Source organism: Cyanobacteria bacterium QS_8_64_29 (assembly GCA_003022125.1).
Classification (GTDB): Bacteria; Cyanobacteriota; Cyanobacteriia; order Cyanobacteriales; family Rubidibacteraceae; genus QS-8-64-29.
In genome coordinates this window covers 1-18843 of sequence record PXQH01000062.1, presented here as the reverse complement: position 1 = coordinate 18843, position 18843 = coordinate 1, and the positions used below count along the sequence as shown (strand labels likewise).

At 65.2% G+C, this 18843-nt stretch carries 18 protein-coding genes; 9 read left to right on the top strand and 9 right to left on the bottom strand.

Annotated features, from left to right (window positions below; all coding sequences use genetic code 11):
* Positions 1–25: 25 nt before the first annotated feature.
* Genes BRC58_09940 through BRC58_09930 form a run of 3 tightly spaced genes read right to left on the bottom strand, consistent with a single transcriptional unit; the run spans position 26 to position 4287 of the window.
* Positions 26–1810 (bottom strand): SLC13 family permease, encoded by a 1785-nt coding sequence (locus tag BRC58_09940; GenBank protein PSP16165.1) that lies wholly within the window; start codon positions 1808–1810, stop codon positions 26–28.
* 39 nt (positions 1811–1849) lie between these two features.
* Positions 1850–2401 carry an adenylyl-sulfate kinase gene (gene cysC, locus BRC58_09935; GenBank protein PSP16164.1) on the bottom strand — a complete coding sequence of 184 codons (552 nt, stop codon included), beginning with the start codon at positions 2399–2401 and terminating at the stop codon, positions 1850–1852.
* Positions 2402–2448: 47 nt separating this feature from the next.
* Positions 2449–4287, bottom strand: coding sequence for an aspartate kinase (locus BRC58_09930; protein ID PSP16163.1), 1839 nt, complete (start codon positions 4285–4287; stop codon positions 2449–2451).
* A gap of 341 nt (positions 4288–4628) precedes the next feature.
* Between BRC58_09930 and BRC58_09925 the strand changes: the two genes are divergently transcribed.
* Positions 4629–6245, top strand: a complete 1617-nt coding sequence (locus BRC58_09925; GenBank protein PSP16162.1) for a sodium:proton antiporter — start codon at positions 4629–4631, stop codon at positions 6243–6245.
* 1 nt (position 6246) lies between these two features.
* Here BRC58_09925 and BRC58_09920 read toward each other — a convergent pair whose 3' ends face one another.
* Positions 6247–7440: a hypothetical protein gene (locus BRC58_09920; GenBank protein ID PSP16161.1), complete on the bottom strand. Its 1194-nt coding sequence runs from the start codon at positions 7438–7440 to the stop codon at positions 6247–6249.
* Positions 7441–7536: 96 nt separating this feature from the next.
* Between BRC58_09920 and BRC58_09915 the strand changes: the two genes are divergently transcribed.
* The 6 genes from BRC58_09915 (at position 7537) to BRC58_09890 (ending at position 12805) form a co-directional block, all read left to right on the top strand.
* On the top strand, positions 7537–8520 hold the full coding sequence (locus tag BRC58_09915; protein ID PSP16160.1) for a hypothetical protein: 984 nt from the start codon (positions 7537–7539) through the stop codon (positions 8518–8520).
* A complete protein-coding gene (locus BRC58_09910; GenBank protein ID PSP16159.1) occupies positions 8498–8806 on the top strand; it encodes a hypothetical protein in 309 nt (102 codons plus the stop codon). The genes BRC58_09915 and BRC58_09910 overlap by 23 nt, the downstream gene beginning before the upstream one ends.
* A gap of 75 nt (positions 8807–8881) precedes the next feature.
* On the top strand, positions 8882–9742 hold the full coding sequence (locus BRC58_09905; GenBank protein PSP16158.1) for a branched-chain amino acid ABC transporter permease: 861 nt from the start codon (positions 8882–8884) through the stop codon (positions 9740–9742).
* Between the two features lie 21 nt (positions 9743–9763).
* Positions 9764–10507, top strand: coding sequence for a DUF2232 domain-containing protein (locus BRC58_09900; GenBank protein PSP16157.1), 744 nt, complete (start codon positions 9764–9766; stop codon positions 10505–10507).
* Positions 10504–11619 (top strand): TIGR00303 family protein, encoded by a 1116-nt coding sequence (locus BRC58_09895; GenBank protein PSP16156.1) that lies wholly within the window; start codon positions 10504–10506, stop codon positions 11617–11619. The genes BRC58_09900 and BRC58_09895 overlap by 4 nt, the downstream gene beginning before the upstream one ends.
* 7 nt (positions 11620–11626) lie before the next feature.
* Positions 11627–12805, top strand: coding sequence for a polyamine ABC transporter substrate-binding protein (locus tag BRC58_09890; protein PSP16155.1), 1179 nt, complete (start codon positions 11627–11629; stop codon positions 12803–12805).
* On the opposite strand, the gene BRC58_09885 is transcribed toward BRC58_09890, so the two are convergent.
* From BRC58_09885 to BRC58_09875, 3 genes are all read right to left on the bottom strand, one after another.
* Complete coding sequence (locus BRC58_09885) at positions 12802–13254, bottom strand: hypothetical protein (GenBank protein PSP16154.1); 453 nt, start codon at positions 13252–13254, stop codon at positions 12802–12804. The genes BRC58_09890 and BRC58_09885 overlap by 4 nt on opposite strands.
* Positions 13255–13315: 61 nt before the next feature.
* Complete coding sequence (locus tag BRC58_09880; protein PSP16153.1) at positions 13316–14449, bottom strand: oxidoreductase; 1134 nt, start codon at positions 14447–14449, stop codon at positions 13316–13318.
* 20 nt (positions 14450–14469) lie between these two features.
* Positions 14470–14982: a hypothetical protein gene (locus tag BRC58_09875; protein ID PSP16152.1), complete on the bottom strand. Its 513-nt coding sequence runs from the start codon at positions 14980–14982 to the stop codon at positions 14470–14472.
* Between the two features lie 162 nt (positions 14983–15144).
* Between BRC58_09875 and BRC58_09870 the strand changes: the two genes are divergently transcribed.
* Complete coding sequence (locus BRC58_09870) at positions 15145–15834, top strand: riboflavin synthase (protein PSP16151.1); 690 nt, start codon at positions 15145–15147, stop codon at positions 15832–15834.
* Here the strand turns inward: BRC58_09870 and BRC58_09865 are convergent.
* Complete coding sequence (locus tag BRC58_09865; GenBank protein PSP16150.1) at positions 15831–17099, bottom strand: [cytidine(C)-cytidine(C)-adenosine (A)]-adding enzyme; 1269 nt, start codon at positions 17097–17099, stop codon at positions 15831–15833. The genes BRC58_09870 and BRC58_09865 overlap by 4 nt on opposite strands.
* A 66-nt stretch (positions 17100–17165) precedes the next feature.
* Between BRC58_09865 and BRC58_09860 the strand changes: the two genes are divergently transcribed.
* Positions 17166–17414 carry a hypothetical protein gene (locus BRC58_09860; protein PSP16149.1) on the top strand — a complete coding sequence of 83 codons (249 nt, stop codon included), beginning with the start codon at positions 17166–17168 and terminating at the stop codon, positions 17412–17414.
* Here BRC58_09860 and BRC58_09855 read toward each other — a convergent pair.
* Entirely contained in the window at positions 17411–18616 is a 1206-nt protein-coding gene (locus BRC58_09855; GenBank protein ID PSP16148.1) for an argininosuccinate synthase, read from the bottom strand. The two genes, BRC58_09860 and BRC58_09855, sit on opposite strands and share 4 nt — an antisense overlap.
* Positions 18617–18843 lie beyond the last annotated feature (227 nt).

Sequence of the window (18843 nt, the reverse complement as noted above, 5' to 3'; positions counted from 1 at the left end):
GCTCCACCCTAGCCCGCCGGCCCGCTCACAGCCAGAGCTGTGCGATCGCGGCGATGCTGGTTACCATTACCACGCCATCGACAGCAATGCCGCTGCACGCGTAGTCCCCAAAGCGGTAGCCGCCGGGGGACATGACCATCAGGTTGGTCTGGTACCCGATGGGGGTCAAAAAGCTGGTCGAGGCGGCGATCGCGACAGCAATGGCAAAGGCCTCCGGCGGCGCCCCCAGCTCCGCACTCGCTGCCAAGCCGATGGGCAGCACGATCGCCGCTGCCCCATTGTTGGTCACCACCTCGGTCAGCAAGCTCGTGATGGCATAGATGGCCACCAAGACCCCGAGCGTCCCCAGCTGCGGCGCGCGCTCGATGATGCCGTTGGCAATGGCATCGGCCAGGCCGGTTTTTTCCACCGCGCGCCCCAACCCCAGCGAAGCGGCCAGCACGATCAAAACCGATAGGTCCACGGCGCGGCGGGCATCCTGTCGCGAGAGGCAGCCGGTGGCAATGGTGGCGAGCGCGCCCAAAAAGGCCGTCATGGCAATGGGGGCAATGCCGGTGGCGGCAAACGCCACTGTGGCGACCAAAATCGCGATCGCGATGGGGGCCTTCTGGGGTTGCGGCTTGGGCTGCTCGCCGCGGTAGGGCGCTACCAGATAAAACTCATCGCGGCGCCCGCTCCAGCGCCGATCGAAACCGGGCGGGGCCTCGACAAACAGCAAATCGCCGGCTTGGATGGGGGCGCGCCCCAGCGGCGCTCGGATCTGCTCGTCCCGCCGGTGGATGCCCAGCACGACGCCATCATAGCGCTCGCGGAACCCCACTTCACGCAGCGTTCGGCCCACCAGCGGCGAGGAAGGGGCAACGATGGCCTCGTAGAGCGGATGCGCGGTAAGCTCTGGCGAACCAACGCCATCCACGGTCCGCTCCAGCCCCGGCCGCTCCAGCAGTTTGTCGATGGCAGACGGATTGCCGACAAAATCGAGGATGTCCCCTTCGCGCAGCACCGTTTCCGGGGCAGCCCACAGCAAGTGGCCGTCCCGGTGCAGGTAGGGCAAATACGCCTCGCCCAGCGAACGCAGCCCCGCCTGCTGCACCGTCTTGCCCGCCAGGGGCGAGTTGGGCGCAACGCGCAGCTCGAACAGGCAATTTTGCAGCTCGCTGGAGACAGTAGCCCCACCCTGGCGCCGCTCGGGCAGCAGGCGATACCCCACCAGGACAAAATAGGCCATGGCTGCCAGAGCAGCCGGCACGGCAACCGGGGTCAGCTCGAATAGGCCCAACCCCGAGTAGCCGGAAGCTTCCATCAGCCCCGAAACTAGCAAGTTAGTCGAGGTGCCGATCAGGGTGGTTGTCCCGCCCAAGATGGCACCGAACGACAGCGGCATCATCAGTTTGGAAACAGGGATGCCGCTTTTTTCGCTCCAAGCCTCTACCCGCGGGATGAGCATCGCCACAATGGGCGTGTTATTCAAAAACGCCGAGAGCGATGCGCTGGCAAGCATGAGGCGGCCCAAGGTGGCAGGCAGATAGCGCGACGGCTGGAATAGCAGCGGATCCACCCAGCTCAGCGCCCCGGTGTTGCGAACGCCAGCGGCCACCACGAACAGGGCCCCCACCGCCAGCGGGGCCGGATTGGACAGCCCGGCAAACGCCTCCTTCGGCGTCAGGATACCCAGCAACAGCAGCATCCCCAGCGCACCCAGCAGGATCAGATCCGGGTGGCCGCTGCTTTTGAGCAGGGCGGCCAGCATGGCAACGATCGTTGCGAGCGTGGCCCATGCCTGCCAGTCCAGCCCCAACAACTCCACCATTGGCGAGCCAGCCAGTTGCCTCCGAGCGCGCTGCCGCTGCTAGCGCTTGAGGTCGCTGGTTTGGGGAAGATAGCCCCACGACGCCAGCGCCGCCTCGATCTTGTCCAAGCTCTGCTGCACGGTTTCGCGATCAGTCTGGCACTCGATTTCTGGGGTCAGCGGCGGTTCGTAAGGATCGTCGATGCCGGTGAACTGCTGGATTTCGCCCGAGCGAGCCTTGCGGTAGAGCCCTTTGACATCGCGGGCTTCGCAGACCTCTAGCGGCGTGCTGACATACACCTCGACAAAGTGGCCGATGCGCTGCCGCACCTCCTCGCGCACGGCGCGGTAGGGCGAGATGGCCGAGACAATGGCGATGGTGCCGTTACGGGTGAGCAAATGCGCCACAAAGCCGATGCGGCGGATGTTTTCGTCGCGATCTTCTTTGCTAAAGCCCAGTCCCTTGGTCAGGTTCTGGCGGACGACATCGCCATCGAGCAGTTCCAGATTGTGGCCGCGCGCGCGCAGCTGCTCCGCCAGGGCTCGGGCGATCGTGCTTTTGCCAGCGCCGCTGAGCCCGGTAAACCAAATCGTGACGCCGTGCTGGTGCATGCTAGCTCCTCACCTCAACAGTCCCTTCCTATCTAATAGCCTCTGGTTCAGGCCGGCACGGGCGCTTGGTGCTGGGCCAGCCCGAAAGCCGTATGAACGGCCTCCAGAGCGGCCGGACCGTGCGCTTGGGCCACCACGCAGCTGATTTTGATCTCGGAGGTGGCAATGGTTTGAATGTTGATGCCGCGCTCGGCCAGGGCCGCAAACATCCGCGCCGCCACCCCGGGCTGCTCCAGCATCCCCGAGCCTACGGCACTCACTTTAGAAATGGCCGTATCGAGCAACACTTCGCCGCAGTCCAGCCCCGGAGCCAGCGCCTGCAAGGCTGCCTGGGCGGCCTCGGCATCGGCCGAGGGCACGGTGAAGGCAATATCGCGGGTGGGTTGTCCGCGGTGCAGGCGCGAGCGCTGGGATTGCACGATGGTGTCGATCTGAACGCGCTCCTGAGCCAAGTGGTTGAAGATGCGGGCTGCCGTTCCGGGGCGATCAGGGACGTGGCGGACGGCCAGTCGGGCCCGATCGGTATCGAGGGCTACCCCGCGCACCGCCGGCGCTGCCGCCTCGCGATCGCCGGCTGGCAGGTGAACGGGGGAGCTGCCGATCTCGAAGGTGCGGCACAGCCCGGCAATGACCCGATCAAGCAGCGCCTCGCTCGAGGGCGACTCGGGCGCTGCCGGGAGCGCAATGATGCAGCTGACTTTGACCTCCGAGGTGGAGACGATCTGGATGTTGACGCCCGCGTCGTTGAGTGCCGAGAACATGGTGGCGGCGATGCCGGGGCGCCCGATCATCCCGGCCCCGGAGATGGCGATTTCGGCCACCTCCCGCTCCAGGGCCACCTCAGGCGGGTGGCTGGCAGCAGCCGTGGGGTCGCCCAACGCGGGCGTGATCGCCTCGGCTACGGCTTCGGCGACCCCGAGCGAGGCGCGCCGCACTGTAAAGGCAATATCGTTGGTGTTGCCCTCATAGACCGACTGCGCGATCAGATCCACATCGACCTCCTGATGGGCGATCTCACCGAACAGGCGGGCGGCAATGCCGGGCGAGTCGGGCACGCGCATGAGCGATAGCTTGGCGCGATCGCGCTCGAGCTCCACGGCATCCACAGCCTTGCCGACTTCGAGGTTGTCGGTGGAGCGGGGTTTAGGCACCGGCGATAAGACCCGCGTACCGGGGGCATCGTTCCAGGCCGAGCGCACGACCAACGGGACGCCGTAGTTGCGCGCAATCTCAACGGCGCGCGGATGCAGCACCTTGGCCCCCAGGCTGGCCAGCTCCAACATCTCATCGCAGGTGATGGCCGAGACGATTTGGGCCTGGGGAACCAGGCTGGGGTCTGCGGTCAGAATGCCGGGCACATCGGTATAGATCTCGCAGCGATCGGCGCCTAGGGCAGTCGCGGTGGCCACAGCCGAGGTGTCCGAGCCGCCCCGCCCCAGGGTGGTAATTTCGAGCTCGCCCTGACCGGCAATCCCCTGAAATCCCGCGACGACTACGACCTTGCCCTGCGCCAGGTGGCGCCACAACCGCTCGGTCTGGATGTTGAGGATGCGGGCGCGGTTGTGTTGGGTTTCGGTGACAATGCCCACCTGCGCGCCCGTGAGCGAAATCGCCGGCTGGTCCAGCGCCTGCAGGGCCATGCTCAGCAGCGCGATGGAGACCTGCTCGCCGGTGGACAGCAACATGTCCATCTCGCGGCGATCGGGGGAGGCCGATACCCGATCCGCCAGCGCGATGAGCTCGTCAGTCGTTTTGCCCATGGCCGAGACGACCGCTACCACCCGATCGCCTGCTGCCGCCGAGCGTGCCACCCGCTGGGCGACGGCTTGGATGCGCTCGACCGAGGCAACCGAGCTACCGCCGTATTTCTGCACGATTAGCGCCATACCCTGCGAGTTGCCCCTTGCCCGGCTCGCGCTAAGACCTTCAATTTAGCAAACTGCCCCCCGCTGGTCCCTAACGGGCGGCTCACTAGGCATTGCAACTGTTTCGCCAAGCGGCGCGATCGTTTACACTCATAGGCGAAGCAACCCCTATCTAGCAGGCGCTGCTCCAACAAAACGGTTCTAACGCCACGCGATCGCGCGCAAAGCCAGTGGAGCCAGTTAATGGCAACCTAGGACGCCGCTCCGGTTGCTCGTTTGTTTTGAGGTGTGAGGTGCGTAACGCCACGGCTTTTAGCGGGTGAGCTAGGCCGCATGTAGCGAGCTAGGCGCAACCTCACGTTATGGCTTTAGAAAACGTTGTCGGCGAAGTCGCCGTCCAACAGAACCTCAAGCAGTTTCTGCTGGTCCTTTCGGTATCGCTGAGCGTCGCCACCCTATCGCAACTGCTGCGCCCGTTTCGCGATATCCCCTATACACTGCTGCTGGTGATTGTCGGGTTGGGGTTCTCCCTGCTCGACGTGCGCCTGATCGCGCTGCCGCCCGAAGTCACGCTGTTCGTTTTCGTCCCACCGCTGCTGTTTAAAACGGCCTGGGACCTGGACTGGACCCTGCTCAAGCGCGAGTGGATTCCTATCGCGCTCTACGCCGGTCTGGGGGTTGTGGTCACCATTGCCTGCGTTGCGCTGGCCCTGACGGCATTCGCTGGCGTCTCGATTCACATTGCCCTACTCGCGGGGGCTAGCTTGGCCGCAACCTCGCCCGCCCCCATCACAGCCCTGTTTGGCAAGTTGGGCGTTAGCAAACGCCTGATGGTGTTGACTGAGGGCGAAAACTTGTTCAACTCGGCCCTGGCGGTCGTCACCTTTGTACTGCTGATGGATCTGCCAGTCGAGCTCGCCATGACGAACTCGCTGGCCCTGAGCGCTCAGGTGCTGGCGCTAGTGGGCATCGGCTTGGTTGTCGGGTCGCTGCTGGGCCTGACCCTGTCCTATCTCATCCCCAGCTCCGACCTGCGCTTTCTGGGCCGCTCGTTGCTGTTGGTGGCGGCTTACGGCACGTACTTGGCGACCGAGGAGTTGGGCGGCTCGGGCGTGGTTGCAGTTATTACCGCCGGCGCCATTTTGGGCTCGTTTGGCACCCACCGGCTCAATCCCCAAAAACACCAAGTCCTGACCGAGTTTTTGGGGTTTGTGGCGTTTCTGGTCAACTCGATCGTCTTTTTGCTCATTGGCGACCAGATCAACTTTACCAATTTGGGCAATAACCTTTTGCCCATTGCAGCCGCCATTGGCGCCGTTGTGGTCTCGCGCGCGCTAGCCGTTTACGGCTTGGGCGGCTTGAGCTATTGGCTGGCGGGCTCGCAGATTGATTGGCGCGAGCAGACGTTGCTGTGGTGGACGGGATTGCGGGGCTCAGTGTCGATCGCGCTCGCGCTGAGCGTCCCCATTGTATTGGTGCAGCGGCAGGCAATTGAGGCCACGGTGTTTGGGGTGGTGCTGTTTACGCTGCTGGTGCAGGGGTTAACTGCCAAGCCGCTACTGGAGTGGTTGGGCCTAAAAGGGAGCAATCCGGGAACGCCGGACAACTACGTACGCGTGATCGCGCGCTCGGTCGCCCTCAACCAGATCCTCAATCACCTCCACCAAGACGATGTGGTCAAGCGCTGGGAGCTCAACCCCAAGTTTTTCCGCTACCGCGAGCTCGTGCGCCAGGAGCTGGGCAAGCTGCAAGGCGAACTGGAAGGGCAAAAGCAGGATCCCCCTTCCCTAGAGGCCATGGCGGACGAGCAACTGCAGCGCGAGCTCATTGCCATGGAGACCGGCATTTACGCTGCCTTCGTGCGAGCAGGTTTTTTGGAGCAGACCCCACCGCTGCTGGTGCCGACCATCCTGGAGCAGGGCGACGGTAGCGACTCGGCCGCGGCCGCCCCCTCGCAAGAGCGCTTGGCCGAGCGCTAGGTCACTCCGGCAGCTCATACTGCCCGACGATGCGCTTGGCAAACTCGGGCACGTGGTCCTCAAGCTTGTTGGGGTAGTTGCGCTGCACGTAGAGGTAGTTGCGCGCAAAGTGCGAGTCGATGGAAAAGCGCGCGTACTCCAGGCCTTGCGGGCCAATGCGCTCGATAATCACCCCCATGAGGCGGGCGGCCCACATGGGGAGCGTAATGCCTTTTTCGTAAGCGGGAATGCTCTGCTGGACCGCATTTTTGCGGTTGCCTTTGGAGGTGACCGGCTGGGTCTCGAGCTGGTCCCAGACCATATCCAGCATCTGCTGCCCGGTCTCGTTGCGGACCACCAGCCACTGGTAGGCAAACGGCGCCCCCATGTAGCCCACAACCAGATCGGCTAGCGAGTTGACATAGTCGAAGCAGCTCATGCAGGAGGGGGCAAAGATGTCTTTGAGTTCTTTGGTATTGAGCCCGAAAAACGGCACTTTCTCGACTGAGCCATCTTCGTGCTTGAAGTGTACCCGAAAGTCCTGCATGAACTCGTACTGGACGACCGTATCGGGGGATTGGCTAGTCGTTTCCAAAAACTTTTGCAGCCCCTCGCGGGTGACGTTATCCACGCAAGGCGTGCCCAGCACGTAGAGCTTCTCGAGCCCCAGCTCGCGCTCGACCGATCGCAACGCTTGAATTTGGCAGCCCACGCCAATGATCAGCAAGCGCTTCATGCCCGAGCACTCAACCTGCTCCAGGACCGAGAGATTGGGCGAGAGCGTGGGCTTGTTGACGCGCGCGGCCAGGATCTCGTCAGTGGTGGTGGCAATGATGGGCTCGGGTTGGAAGCGGTCCTGCTCGCTGTTTTGCACGCAAACTACACCCTCGACTTCGCCCTGCTGGAGCATTTCGCAGGCGATGGTGCTGACAATGCCAGTCCACTGCGCCCCCTCGATGGGCTCTTGCTTGCGCGCCGCCACCATGTTTTGGCGAACGCCAAAGTACCAATCGTCAGGGTCGTCCAGGTTGCGGCTGCGGCCGTGGGCTTGGGCCTCCAGCTCGGCAATTTGCTCGTTGAGAAACGCGCAGGCCTCTTTGACGTAGTGGATGTAGTAGGTATCGCACAGGCCGCACTCGCTGCAGAGCTCTTTAGCCGGGCGCGGCTTGCCGGGCTTGAGGCCTTGAGCCTTATGATGGGGCGCAGGCGCGTTCATGGGACGACCGTTCCCTCGCTAGCGGTGGCTGTGCCCTTACCGTAAGCCAGCGCCCAGCGCCGAACCAGGCGCATTTAAACGAATGTAAATCGCAACATGGGACGGCAATGGCAAGCGGCGGTTGGGGCGTTCGCCCTCGCCCTAGGCGGCTGCGGTGGCGATAGCGAGCAACAGGCGCCGAGCTCAGACTCGCAGCAGCAGCCACCTGAGGACCTGTTCCAAGGGCGCGAGTTTGAGCCCTCGCCCGAGCCGCTGTCGGGGTTGCGCTCGGCGGCCGATCCGGAGCAGCTTGCCCAAAACACCCCCAAGCAGCCCTCAGGGCAGGATCCCTTTGCCGGGTTTGCCGTTCCCGCTCGCCCGGCCCCTGGCTCGGATGAGGGCCAATCCCCAGCGTCTGGCAAGACCGCAGCCCGATCGCAACCCAGTCCGCCACCGGACCAACGCTCCCCAACGGCAGGATCGGCCTCCAACGGCGCTAAAACGGGATCGCAACCTAGCGAACAGAAACCGGCGCCGTCAGAGAAGGAGAAAACCTCTCCTGGGAATAAACGCTCCCCCACGGCAAAGTCGGCCTCTGACAGCACCACAACACAATCGCAACCTGACAAGCGGAAACCGGCGCCGCCGGAAGAAACGTCGCCTGCCCGCCGCTCGCCCGCCGGTCCCCCACCCGAGGCCACCGAGTCAGAGTTAGCCAAAGCCGCGGGCGAGTTGGAGGAGCCAACGCCGCTAGCGCAACAGGCCCGCGCCCTCCGCGTGACGGGGATCGTTCAGATCGGCGGGAGCGCTCGGGCGATCGTCGAACTCCCTGAGGGCGCCGTCCAGCGCGTCAGCGAAGGCGATGTCTTGGCCGACGGCCACGTTCGCATCAAGCAGATCGCCCCCAATCGCAAGCCAGCGCCTGCTGTGGTCTTGGCCCAGCAGGGACAGCAAGTGATCGAAACGGTGGGGTCGAATGCGACTGTGGGCTCCGTTGCGCCCACTCTTCCCAAAACGGATGCCCCCGCGGCGCAGCGGCTGCCACCTCCCCCCCAGTCCGACTCAGACAGCAAGCCCAATGGCAAACGCGAGCGCCGCTAGGCCTCAGCCCCCCCGGCAGGAGCGCATCCGCTGCCCCAAGCTCTCGCTGGCCGTTTACTGTGAGGTAGCGGCTCACCTGCGCCAAGTCGAGGGCGTACAAGCCGAGCTCATTCCGCAACAGGCGCAGCAATTCGATTACGAGCGCAGTCAAACCCTAGGGCTGCGACTCACCTATAGCGCCGAGCTCGATGGCGAGAGCAAGCAGCGCGCTGAGGCCATCTTGGCTTACTACGCCCGGCACTACGGGCCGTGGCAGCGCCGCTCGCTGGATGCTGAGTCAGACTAGCTGCAACCGCCGTGGGAGACTCGGTATCGGCTACGATCCGCGCTGGCCGGCCGATGGCGAAACGAGCGACGGCGTATGGAACTCCTGCAGCTAGCAATCAATGGCTTAGCCATCGGTAGCACCCTGGCGATGGCAGCAATGGGGCTAACCCTGACCTTTGGGGTGCTGCGCCTGCCCAACTTTGCCCACGGCGATTTCCTGACTTTGGGGGCTTATGTGAGTTGGGCTGCCAATACGGGCGGTGCCAGTCTCTGGGCGGCCATGCCGCTCGGGGCCCTGGGCACGGTGGCTGCCATGTTGCTCGCCGAGCGCCTGCTGTGGCGCCCCACCCGCAGCGCGCGCGCCTCAGCTGCTACGCTCATTATTACCTCCATTGGCTTGGGGTTGTTCGTCCGCAGCGGGGTGCTGCTGATCTGGGGCGGTAGCAACCGCTCCTACGATTTGCCGGTAATGCCGGCGCTGAACGCGTTCGGCCTCGACATTGCCTTCTTTCGCGTGGTGGCGATCGCGCTGGCGGGCGCTGCCATTTTGGGAGTGCATTTGCTGCTGCAGCGGACCCGAATGGGCAAAGCCATGCGCGCTGTGGCTGACAACATCGATCTGGCGCGCATCTCGGGGATTGATGTCGATCGCGTGGTGCTCTGGACGTGGGGGCTGGCCGGGACGCTGGCGGCCATCGGCGGCACGACCTACGGCCTCATGACTGCCGTGCGGCCCGATATGGGCTGGTTCCTGCTGCTGCCGATCTTCGCGGCCACGATTGCCGGCGGCATCGGCAATCCCTACGGCGCGATCACGGGCGCGTTTATCATTGGCATGGCCCAGGAACTGAGCGTCCCGCTGCTGGGATCCCAGTACAAGCTGGCGGCAGCTCTGGTGGTGATGGTGTTGGTTTTGCTCTTGCGGCCCCAGGGCTTGTTCCGCGGCACCCTATAACCCCAAGTACCGCGCGCGATCGTGAGCGACGCATTCGACCATCGCCATGCTGCGGCCCATCGGGAGAACGCCGATCCCAACTGGGTCGATGCCGCCGAGGAAGCCGAAGTCGAGCGATCGGCCAGGAGCTCGGCGCACTCCCCAGTCGAGGCGCCCCTAGCGCTAGTCGAAACCGCCTTTCTGGCCAGCACGGCGAGCTTGATCTGGCTGGTCAATTCCTACTTTCCGCCCGGTCCGCTGCTGCGGATCTTTTTCCCCGTGCCCATTGCCCTGGCCTACCTGCGCTGGGGGGCGCGTACGGGTTGGATGGCCGCGCTAACGACTGGTTTTTTGCTCTCGATCCTGATGGGACCGCCGCGCAGCGTTTTGTACCTGGTGCCCTACGGGGTTATGGGCGTCCAGTTCGGCGCCATGTGGCGCCGCGGGGTGCCTTGGCCGCTTTCGGTGCCGGTGGGCGCGCTGCTGGGAACCTTGGGCTTTTTTTTTCGCATTGCCCTCCTATCCGTGTTTGTGGGCGAGGATCTGTGGCGCTATACCATCGCTCAAGTCGCTGGGTTGATCGATTGGGGGCTCATCCAGCTCGGGATCGTCGCGCAGCCCAGCCTGGGCGTCATCCAAACCGCTGCCCTGGGGATGGTCTTTGTGGAGAACCTGGTGTACGCGTTCGTGGTGCATCTGGTGTCGTTGGTACTGCTAGGGCGCTTGGGAGTCCCCATCCCGGAGCCACCTCGCTGGGTACGAGCGCTGTTGGGGAGCCGCGGGTGATCGGCACCTACGCCCACCCCGAGTTCGGCCGGCAGTGGTTGCAGCAGCATCGCGGCCGGCAGCCGCTGCTGGCTTGCGTGCTGGGCTTTACCGAGACTGCAACGGTCTCCGGCATCTCGGCGGCGGGTTGCACGCCCGAGGCCCGCCGCAACACCGCGATCGCCGATGCCGAGTTTTTGGCCAACGGCCCGCAGGCAACCCCTTACTGCGCCCTGCCGCCACTGTCAGTGGGGGCTTCGCCGGCACTGGTCGCGCGCGCGCTAGTGGAAGCCCTAGCCGCTCCCATCTATCTATTCGATGCCGGCTTGGCACGCCAGCCTGCCGTCCCCACGATCGGCTTGGGGGGACAACCGGCACGCTGCCTCAGCACCGGGCGGGCCCTACCGCCGGCAGTAGCCCAACGGTTGCTCGAGCGTGGCTTGGCCTGGGGAACCCGCTTGGGGAGCCAAGCAGCCGGTCGCGGTCGCTACCTTGCCATCAGCGAATGCGTTGTGGGCGGCACGACTACAGCACTGGCCCTGCTGGCTGGCTTGGGGATTGCCGGCAGTCAGCGCGTCAGCAGCAGCCATGCAGGCGGCAATGGCGCCCAGAAACAGCAGCTGGCCGCGCGGGGCTTGCAGCGGGCCGGTTTAGCACCGCGCGGGGCCGATCCGCTGGCGGTTGCGGCGGCGGTGGGCGATCCCATGCAGCTTGCCGCTGCCGGGATGGCCATTGCAGCTAGCCGCCACTGCGGCGTTCTGCTGGCTGGCGGAACGCAAATGCTGGCCGTTTTTGCGCTGGCGCGCGCGCTCAGTGATCGCTATGGCTTGGCGGGCGAGCTAGAGCGCGTGGCTGTGGGGACCACGCGATGGGTTGCCGAAGATGCCGCCAGCGATACGGTAGGACTGGCCTGCGCCGTGGGGCAGGTGCGGCTGCTGGCAACGCAGCTGAGTCTCGCGCGTGCCAGTTATGCCCAACTGCGCGCCTATGAAGGGGGCTGCGTCAAAGAAGGCGTTGGCGCTGGTGGATGCGCCATCGCTGCCTCGCTCTATCTGGGTTGGAGGCAGCCGCAGCTCCTAACCGCCATCGAGCGCATGCTCGAGCGCCATCAAGCCGTTTCGCCACCGAGCTGAGCTTGCCATGCCGAGCCGACGCCGCTTTCTTGCGGGCACGAGCGCCCTAGCCCTCGCCCCGCTTGCTGCCAGCTGCAGCCGCTCCCGCAGCGGCCTCGACGTGCGGCTGCTGCAGGATTCGCTGCCGCCGCAAGTCTTGGCGGCATTCCGCCAGCAGCACGGGAACGATACGGCCCTTAACGTCACGCCCGAGCCCCAACTCCGGACCATTTGGGAGCGCTTGCAAGCGTGGCAGGCCCAGGCGGACTCGGCAGGACAGCAAGCCGGCATTGGGGCCCTCTGGCCGTTTGGCGGTGGTGCCGAGGCCGTTGCCGATTTGGCAACCCTAGGCGACTATTGGCTGCAACCGGCCATCCAACAGGGCACCATTCGCGCCTTTGAAGCGGCCGAGCTCCAAGACTGGGCGCAGCTACCAGCGCGCTGGCATGCGCCGCTGCGGCGCGATGCCCAAGGACAGCCGGATGAGGGTGGTGCCATTTGGGGCGCGCCTTACCGCTGGGGCGCCACAGCGATTGCCTACCATCGCGATCGCTTGGACGCGCTGGGCTGGCGCCCCCGCGATTGGACCGACCTCTGGCGCCCCGAGTTGCGCGATCGCATCTCGGTGCTCGATAGCGCGCGCGAGACCATCGGGCTGACGCTCAAAGCACTGGGCGCTTCGTATAATACGGGCGATCTGAGCCAAGTGCCCCAGCTCGAGGGCAAGCTGCAAGCCCTGCACCGCCAAGTCAAGTTCTACAGCAGCAATCACTACCTGCAACCGCTGATCCTGGGCGATACGTGGGCTGCGGTGGGTTGGTCGCACGATCTGCTAGCGCTGCGCCGGCGCTACCCCCAAATTGAAGCGGTTTTTCCCCAGTCGGGCACGGCGCTGTGGCTGGATCTGTGGGTCAAACCGGCGGCTAAGGAGTCTCTCTCTCAGGAGGCGCGATCGCGGCTGGGCAACTGGATTGGCTTTTGCTGGCAGTTGCAAACGGCCCGCCAAATTTCGCAGTTGGGCAACGCCGCCTCGCCGCTGCTGCCGGCCATGGCCGCCGAGCGCTTGCCGAGCGAGGTGGCTCAGGAGCCACTGCTCCACCCGCCGCAGCCGCTGCTGGATCGCAGCGAGTTCTTGCTACCGCTGCCAACGCCAGCGCGCCAGCAGTACCAAGCGCTCTGGCGCCGCATCCGCCAGTCCGCGCGCTAGGGCGAGGCCGGGGTGGTTGGCAGGTACTGCTGCAACAGGGAACCAAAGGCAACGCGGCAGCGGGGTGGCGATCGCTGGAACTGGCAGCGATAGGTTGCCAGGCACGTCCGCTTGGCATCGAGGACCTGGAGGTCGTAGCTGTAGGAGCGAGCCACTGTGCCGAACTGATTGAGCGTGCGGTAGCGGTCCAGATAGTCCAAGCGCCGCCAGCGCCGGCGGTTGACAATGAAATCGATGCGTTGGCGATCAGGATAGGCCACCCAGCGCCTGATGAGGCAGCCGCTATCGGGATCGAATTGCGCTTGCGCCCACCACAGGCTGGGAACGGCTAACCCTGACTGCGGGGGACGCTCGCTGCTGACGGTTGCCTCGATTGTGGCTGGGGGCGGTTGGCAGCTTGCCGAGGACGCTGCCACGCGAGCCGATGCCAGCTCCCCCCACCCCCCCATGAGGCTCACCCATCCCACAAGCGCTAGCGCGAAGGGGCGCATTGCCAAGACCCTCCCGACGTTACTCGTTCTCCCACAGGCGGCGGCGCCGCTCACCTAGGCGCTGGTGCGTATCGCGCAACAGGCGCGGGATGTCGAGGTTCTCCGGGCAGCGCGGCAGGCACTCGCCGCAGTCGGTGCAGCGGTTGCCCTTGGCCCCAGGGAACCAATGGCCGGCATTTTCGAACATGCGGTAGCGGTACTGCCCGTAATCTTGCATGTCGTAGGCAACGGCTAGGTTGCGCAACCGCAAGACCTCAGGGATATTGATTTGCTCGGGGCAGGGCAGGCACTGGTAGCACTGGCTGCACTTATCGGGGCCTAGCGCCTGCTCGAGCTGCGCCTCGACCCGCGCCAAGGCGGCGCGCTCGGCGCTATCGAGCGGGCCGTCGCGATCAGCGACTTGCAGCGGCCCGTCTAGCTCTGAGGGGTTAGCCGGTCCCATGCTGAGGGTGGTAATGCGCGGGTCGCTGAGCAAAAACCGGTAGTTGAGCGCGAGCGGCGAGAAGGGGTGGCAGAGTTGCTGCAGCTTGGCCGGCGGATCGTAGAGCCGACCGCCTTTGTCAGCAGGCGAGATGATAAAAATCCCCATGTCTTGCTCGGCTGCCCGAGCGATGGCCGGCTCGTGGTGCTGGAAAAAGTAGTAGTAGTGCAGGTTGACAAACGCAAAACGCCCGGTGTCGATCGCGGCCAGGATGAGCTCGCGGCTGCCGTGGGTGGAAAAGCCCACATTACGGATGCGGCCGTCGGCCAGCGCTTCTTCGACAGCCTGCATGCAGCCATCGGCCCGCTCGATCCAATCGAGGTGGGTCCAGGTGTTGATCCCATGCAGGGCCAGGCAGTCGAGATAATCGAGCTGCAGGCGCGCCAGCGACTCGTCAATCCAGCGGCGCATGGCGTCGGCATTGGGGGTGGGCGGCAGCTTGGTAGTGATGTAGAGTTGCTCGCGCCGTACGGGCAATCCTGCCTGGAGCGCGCGCCCGAGCTGCCGCTCGTTTTGACCGTAGCCGCGGGCCGTTTCCAGATGGTTGATGCCTTGTTGGAGCGCCCGCTCTAGCGTTTGCACCGATTCTGACTCGTTCCCCAGGCAGCGCATGGTGCCCAGCGAAAAGACCGAGAGCGGCAGTTCCGTCCGACCGAACCGCCGGTAGCGCATGGGACTAGCTCCAGTTGCCGTTAGGCTGAGTCGCTGCTACTGCCCGATCCGCCGCCCTGCTTGATGAAGTCTTCCGGCCGGACGTTGGAGACAAACTCTTTAAAGGCCTGTTGGTCTTGCTCGTCGGCGTCCTGATCCACCGGGATGGAGGCGTCGGCAACGACCTCCTCCATCACCCAAATGGGCGCGTTGGTGCGAAGCGCGATCGCCAGCGCGTCGCTGGGGCGGCAGTCGATTTCCTGGCTGCGATCGCCTTGGCGCAAGCACAGCAGCGCGTAGAAGGTATTGTCCTGGAGCGAGTGGACGATGATGCGATCCAGCTCCATCTCCCACGCTTCCAGAATGTTGGCAATCAGATCGTGGGTCAGCGGCCGCGGCGGTTGCTGCTGCTCCAGGGCCCCAACGATGGAGCGGGCTTGATCCTGACCGATGTAGATCGGTAGGGCGCGCCGCTCGGCACCATCCTTCAGCAACGTGATCGGGCTGCGCGTGACGGCATCCAGCGCGATCCCGGCAACTTTCATTTCGATCATGGATTGGCCCCTTGAAAACGCTCGGCACGCAAGGCCTCGCCTGCGGTCAGGGCAAACCGTTATGGTTGCTCCTAACGATCAGGATAGATGGCAGGGGGCCGGGTTGTGCGCCCGATCCGTTTCGGCCGGTCCCATCCGTTACAGCTGGTCTCTGTATTCGCCGTGTTTGCAGGCCTCGTTTGCGCCCAAGGCACCCTAGTACCCTCGGCCCCCGATCGCGCCGTCGTGACGGTTGACGCTCAGGACCAGGCTGCCATCCTGCCCGGGCTGGCGGTGGGCGATAGCATTGCCGTTGATGGCGTTTGCCTCACTGTGGAAGCGCTGCGCGCTGGCGGCTTTAGGGCAACGGTCTCGCCCGAGACGATCGAGCGCAGCGCTCTGGCCCAGCGCCGCCAAAGTGGCGACCCCGTCAACCTGGAACCGGCCCTGCGGGTGGGGGACAAACTAGGCGGCCACTTTGTCACCGGCCACGTGGATGGCGTGGGCTATCTCGCCGAGGCGAGGGCCACCGAGCGGGCCTGGGAGTTGGTCTTTCGCGCACCCTCGGGGAGCGGCGAGGCGTGGCAGCGGCAGGTCGCACGCTACCTGGTGCCCAAAGGCAGCGTGGCCGTCAACGGCATCAGCCTGACCGTCGCCGACTGCGATCACGACGGTCGCTGGTTCCAAGCGGCCGTCGTGCCGCTGACCTACCACCGCACCAACCTGGCCCAACTCGCCGTCGGCAGCTGGGTCAACCTAGAAAGCGATCTGTTGGGCAAATACGCTGACAAGCTGCTGGGCTATCCCCAAGCGGCAGCCGCAGGCAGCAGCGACATTACGCCAGCGTTTTTGGCCGAGCACGGCTACGGCTAGTCGCCCGTCTTGGGCGCGCGCTGGCCCAGCCAACTGGCGGCCCACGCCAGTGCTTCCTCGGCCGTTGCGATATCGCCGCAGGCGCGCGCCAGCTGAATCTCGGTTAGCAGCTCGCCGATTTGGGGCGAGGGCGATAGGCCCAGCGCACGCATCAGGTCTCGGCCGCTGACCGGCGAGTGCGGATGCGCCACCGGATCGCCCGGATGGGCGTAGCGATCAAGCAGCTGCGTGATCGCTGCGCGATCGCTGCCGGCCGCGGCAACCAGCAAGGCCACCCCCGGAAAGGCGGCCCCCACCGCCCGAAACAGCTCGAACTGCGCTCGGATCGAGCGCGGGGCCGCCGCCACGCGCGCCCAGTGGCGGACGGCGGTCGCGGCGCTGCGAACCTCGGCCCGCGAGAGGCCCAAGGCCGCCAGCTGCGCTTGCGCGCGATCAGCGCTGGGAGCTGCCAGACTGGCGAATTTGGCTAGCAGCGGCCAGCACGCGGTGGGATCGTTGGTTAGCGGGGCATGCAGCTCGGGAGCCAGCGACGGCCAGCGCTCGCTCAGCCAGCGAGTCGCCCCATCGACCCGGGCAGCACATTCTAGAGCGGCCGCGTCGGCATCGGGCAACCAGGCCGATAGGACACCGTCAGCGCCGGCTGCCTTCAGCCAGGCATTGCCCGCTGGGGCTCTTAGCAAGTAGCGCAGCTCGGTCTGGACGCGCTCGGCTGCAACCCGAGCCAATTGCGGGGCCCAGCGGCGGATAGTGGCCCGTGTTTGCGCCTCAATGGCGAAATCAAGCTGGGCGGCCAGGCGGTAAGCGCGCAGCAAGCGCAGCGGATCGGCTTGCAGGTTGGCGGCGGCCACCATGCGCAGGCACCGGCGCTCCAGGTCCGCTTGCCCCTGCAGCGGGTCGACGATTGCGCCCGCGCGCGGTTCGTAGGCGATCGCGTTGACCGTAAAGTCGCGCCGCGCCAAATCGGCGGCCAGCGTTGCCCCCTCAAGGCAGGCAAAGTCGACCGTGCCGCCAGCAAACACCACCCGCGCGATCTGGCGCCCGGCATCCAGCACGACAAAACCGGCCCCGTAGTGGCGGGCAATGGCGCGAGCCGTCTCGATGGCGCCATCGCACACGATAAAGTCCAAATCCAGGGGAGATTGCCGCCGAGCGAGCAGCGCATCGCGAACGGCACCCCCCACCAAATGCGCTTGCGGTGGCAGCCAGCTGAGATTGAAGGGCCACTGCTGCGGCGATAGGGGCGTTGCCTCGAGCGAGCTGGGCATACGGGCTGGCACTCGCGATGGCCCGGGGGTGAGCTAAGCTAGCAAGATAAAGCGCGATCCAGGGCCATGTGCATCTGCGTCAACTGTCACTACGTCGATCGCTGCACCACCTACCACGCGGTCGAGACCCAGCACCAGCAGCCGCACCTGACGGACGCGCCCAATTTCGAGCCCGACAATCCCACCATCAACGTTCACATCCGGCCCCAGCAAGACAGCATCGAGATGGAGTGGGATGTCGTTGGCTGCGACAGCTTCCTACAGGAGGCGGGCAAGTGGGCGCGCCTGCGGCCGGGCGAGCCGGTTCCCACCTAGGCGCGCAAGCCCGTCTGCGACCAAACCTTGGTCCCCAGGCCCCAAATGGTAATGAAACCTTCGGCGGCCTTGTGGTCGAATTGGTCCTCGGTTCCGTAGGTTGCCAGATCTTGCTGGTAGAGCGAGTAGGGAGAGCGGCGCCCGACCACAGTAGCGCTCCCTTTAAACAACTTGAGGCGGACGGTCCCCGTAACGCGGGCTTGGGTCTGCCCCACAAAGGCATCTAGGGCCGACCTGAGCGGGCCGTGCCAGAAGCCCTGATAGACCAGCTGGCTGTAGGTGGCCTCGACTCCGCGCTTGTATTGGGTGACATCGCCAGTGAGCGTCAGGCTCTCCAGATCGCGGTGCGCGGCAATGAGCACCGACAGCGCTGGTGTTTCGTAGATCTCGCGCGATTTGATGCCCACAACGCGGTTCTCCAGCATGTCGATGCGGCCCACCCCGTGCCGGCCGGCGCGTTCGTTGAGCTGCGCGATCAGCGCTACGGGATCGAGCGCCTGGCCGTCTAGCGCCGTTGGGATGCCGCCCTCGAACGTTATTTCGAGGTAATCGGGTGCATTGGGGGCCTCCGTCGCAGCGCAGGTGAGGGCAAACGCTTCCTCTGGCGGTTCTGCATCCGGATCCTCGAGCGGGCCGGCCTCAATGCTGCGCCCGAGCAGGTTGCGATCAATGCTGTAGGGCGAGCCCTTGGCCACAGGCGCCGGTAAGCCGAAGCGTTCGCCGTAGGCGATCGCGGCTTCCCGGCTCATGCCCCACTCCCGCGCCGGCGCCAGGCGGGTTAGCTGGGGATCGAGCGCCATCAGCGAGACATCGAAGCGCACCTGATCGTTGCCTTTGCCGGTGCAGCCATGGGCGACCGCATCTGCCCCGTATTGGTGGGCGGTCTCCACCAGCAACTCGGCAATCAGCGGGCGCGCCAGGGCAGTCGAGAGCGGGTAGCGGTCTTCGTAGAGGGCGTTGGCTTGGATCGCCGGGAAGGCGTAGTCGCGAACGAAGCGGTCGGTGGCCGTTGCCACCAGCGCGTGCGAGGCTCCTGCTTGCAGCGCCTTGGTGCGCAGTGCCTCCAGATCCTCGCCTTGCCCCAAATCGGCAGCGAGGGCAATGACCTCACCCACCCCCCATTCCTGCTTGAGGTAGGGGATGCAAACCGAGGTATCGACGCCGCCCGAGTAAGCGAGGACAGCTTTGTTAGCGCGCCCCATGGCCGATCCCGACTGCAAGCCTGCGAGGGCATTTTGACATCCTCGCCGCCCTAAAGGACGGCGATTCCCACTTCATCAGGTGCCACCTAGCGCCCCAAGGCGTCCCGGCGCATCCCCTCCACGGGCTGTTTCCATTCCCCGCTGCCCGCGGGTACTAATGACCTGAGCGGCCGCAACATCCCGGTGCGTGGTATAGCCGCACTCAGGGCAGTCGTGCTGCCGCTGCG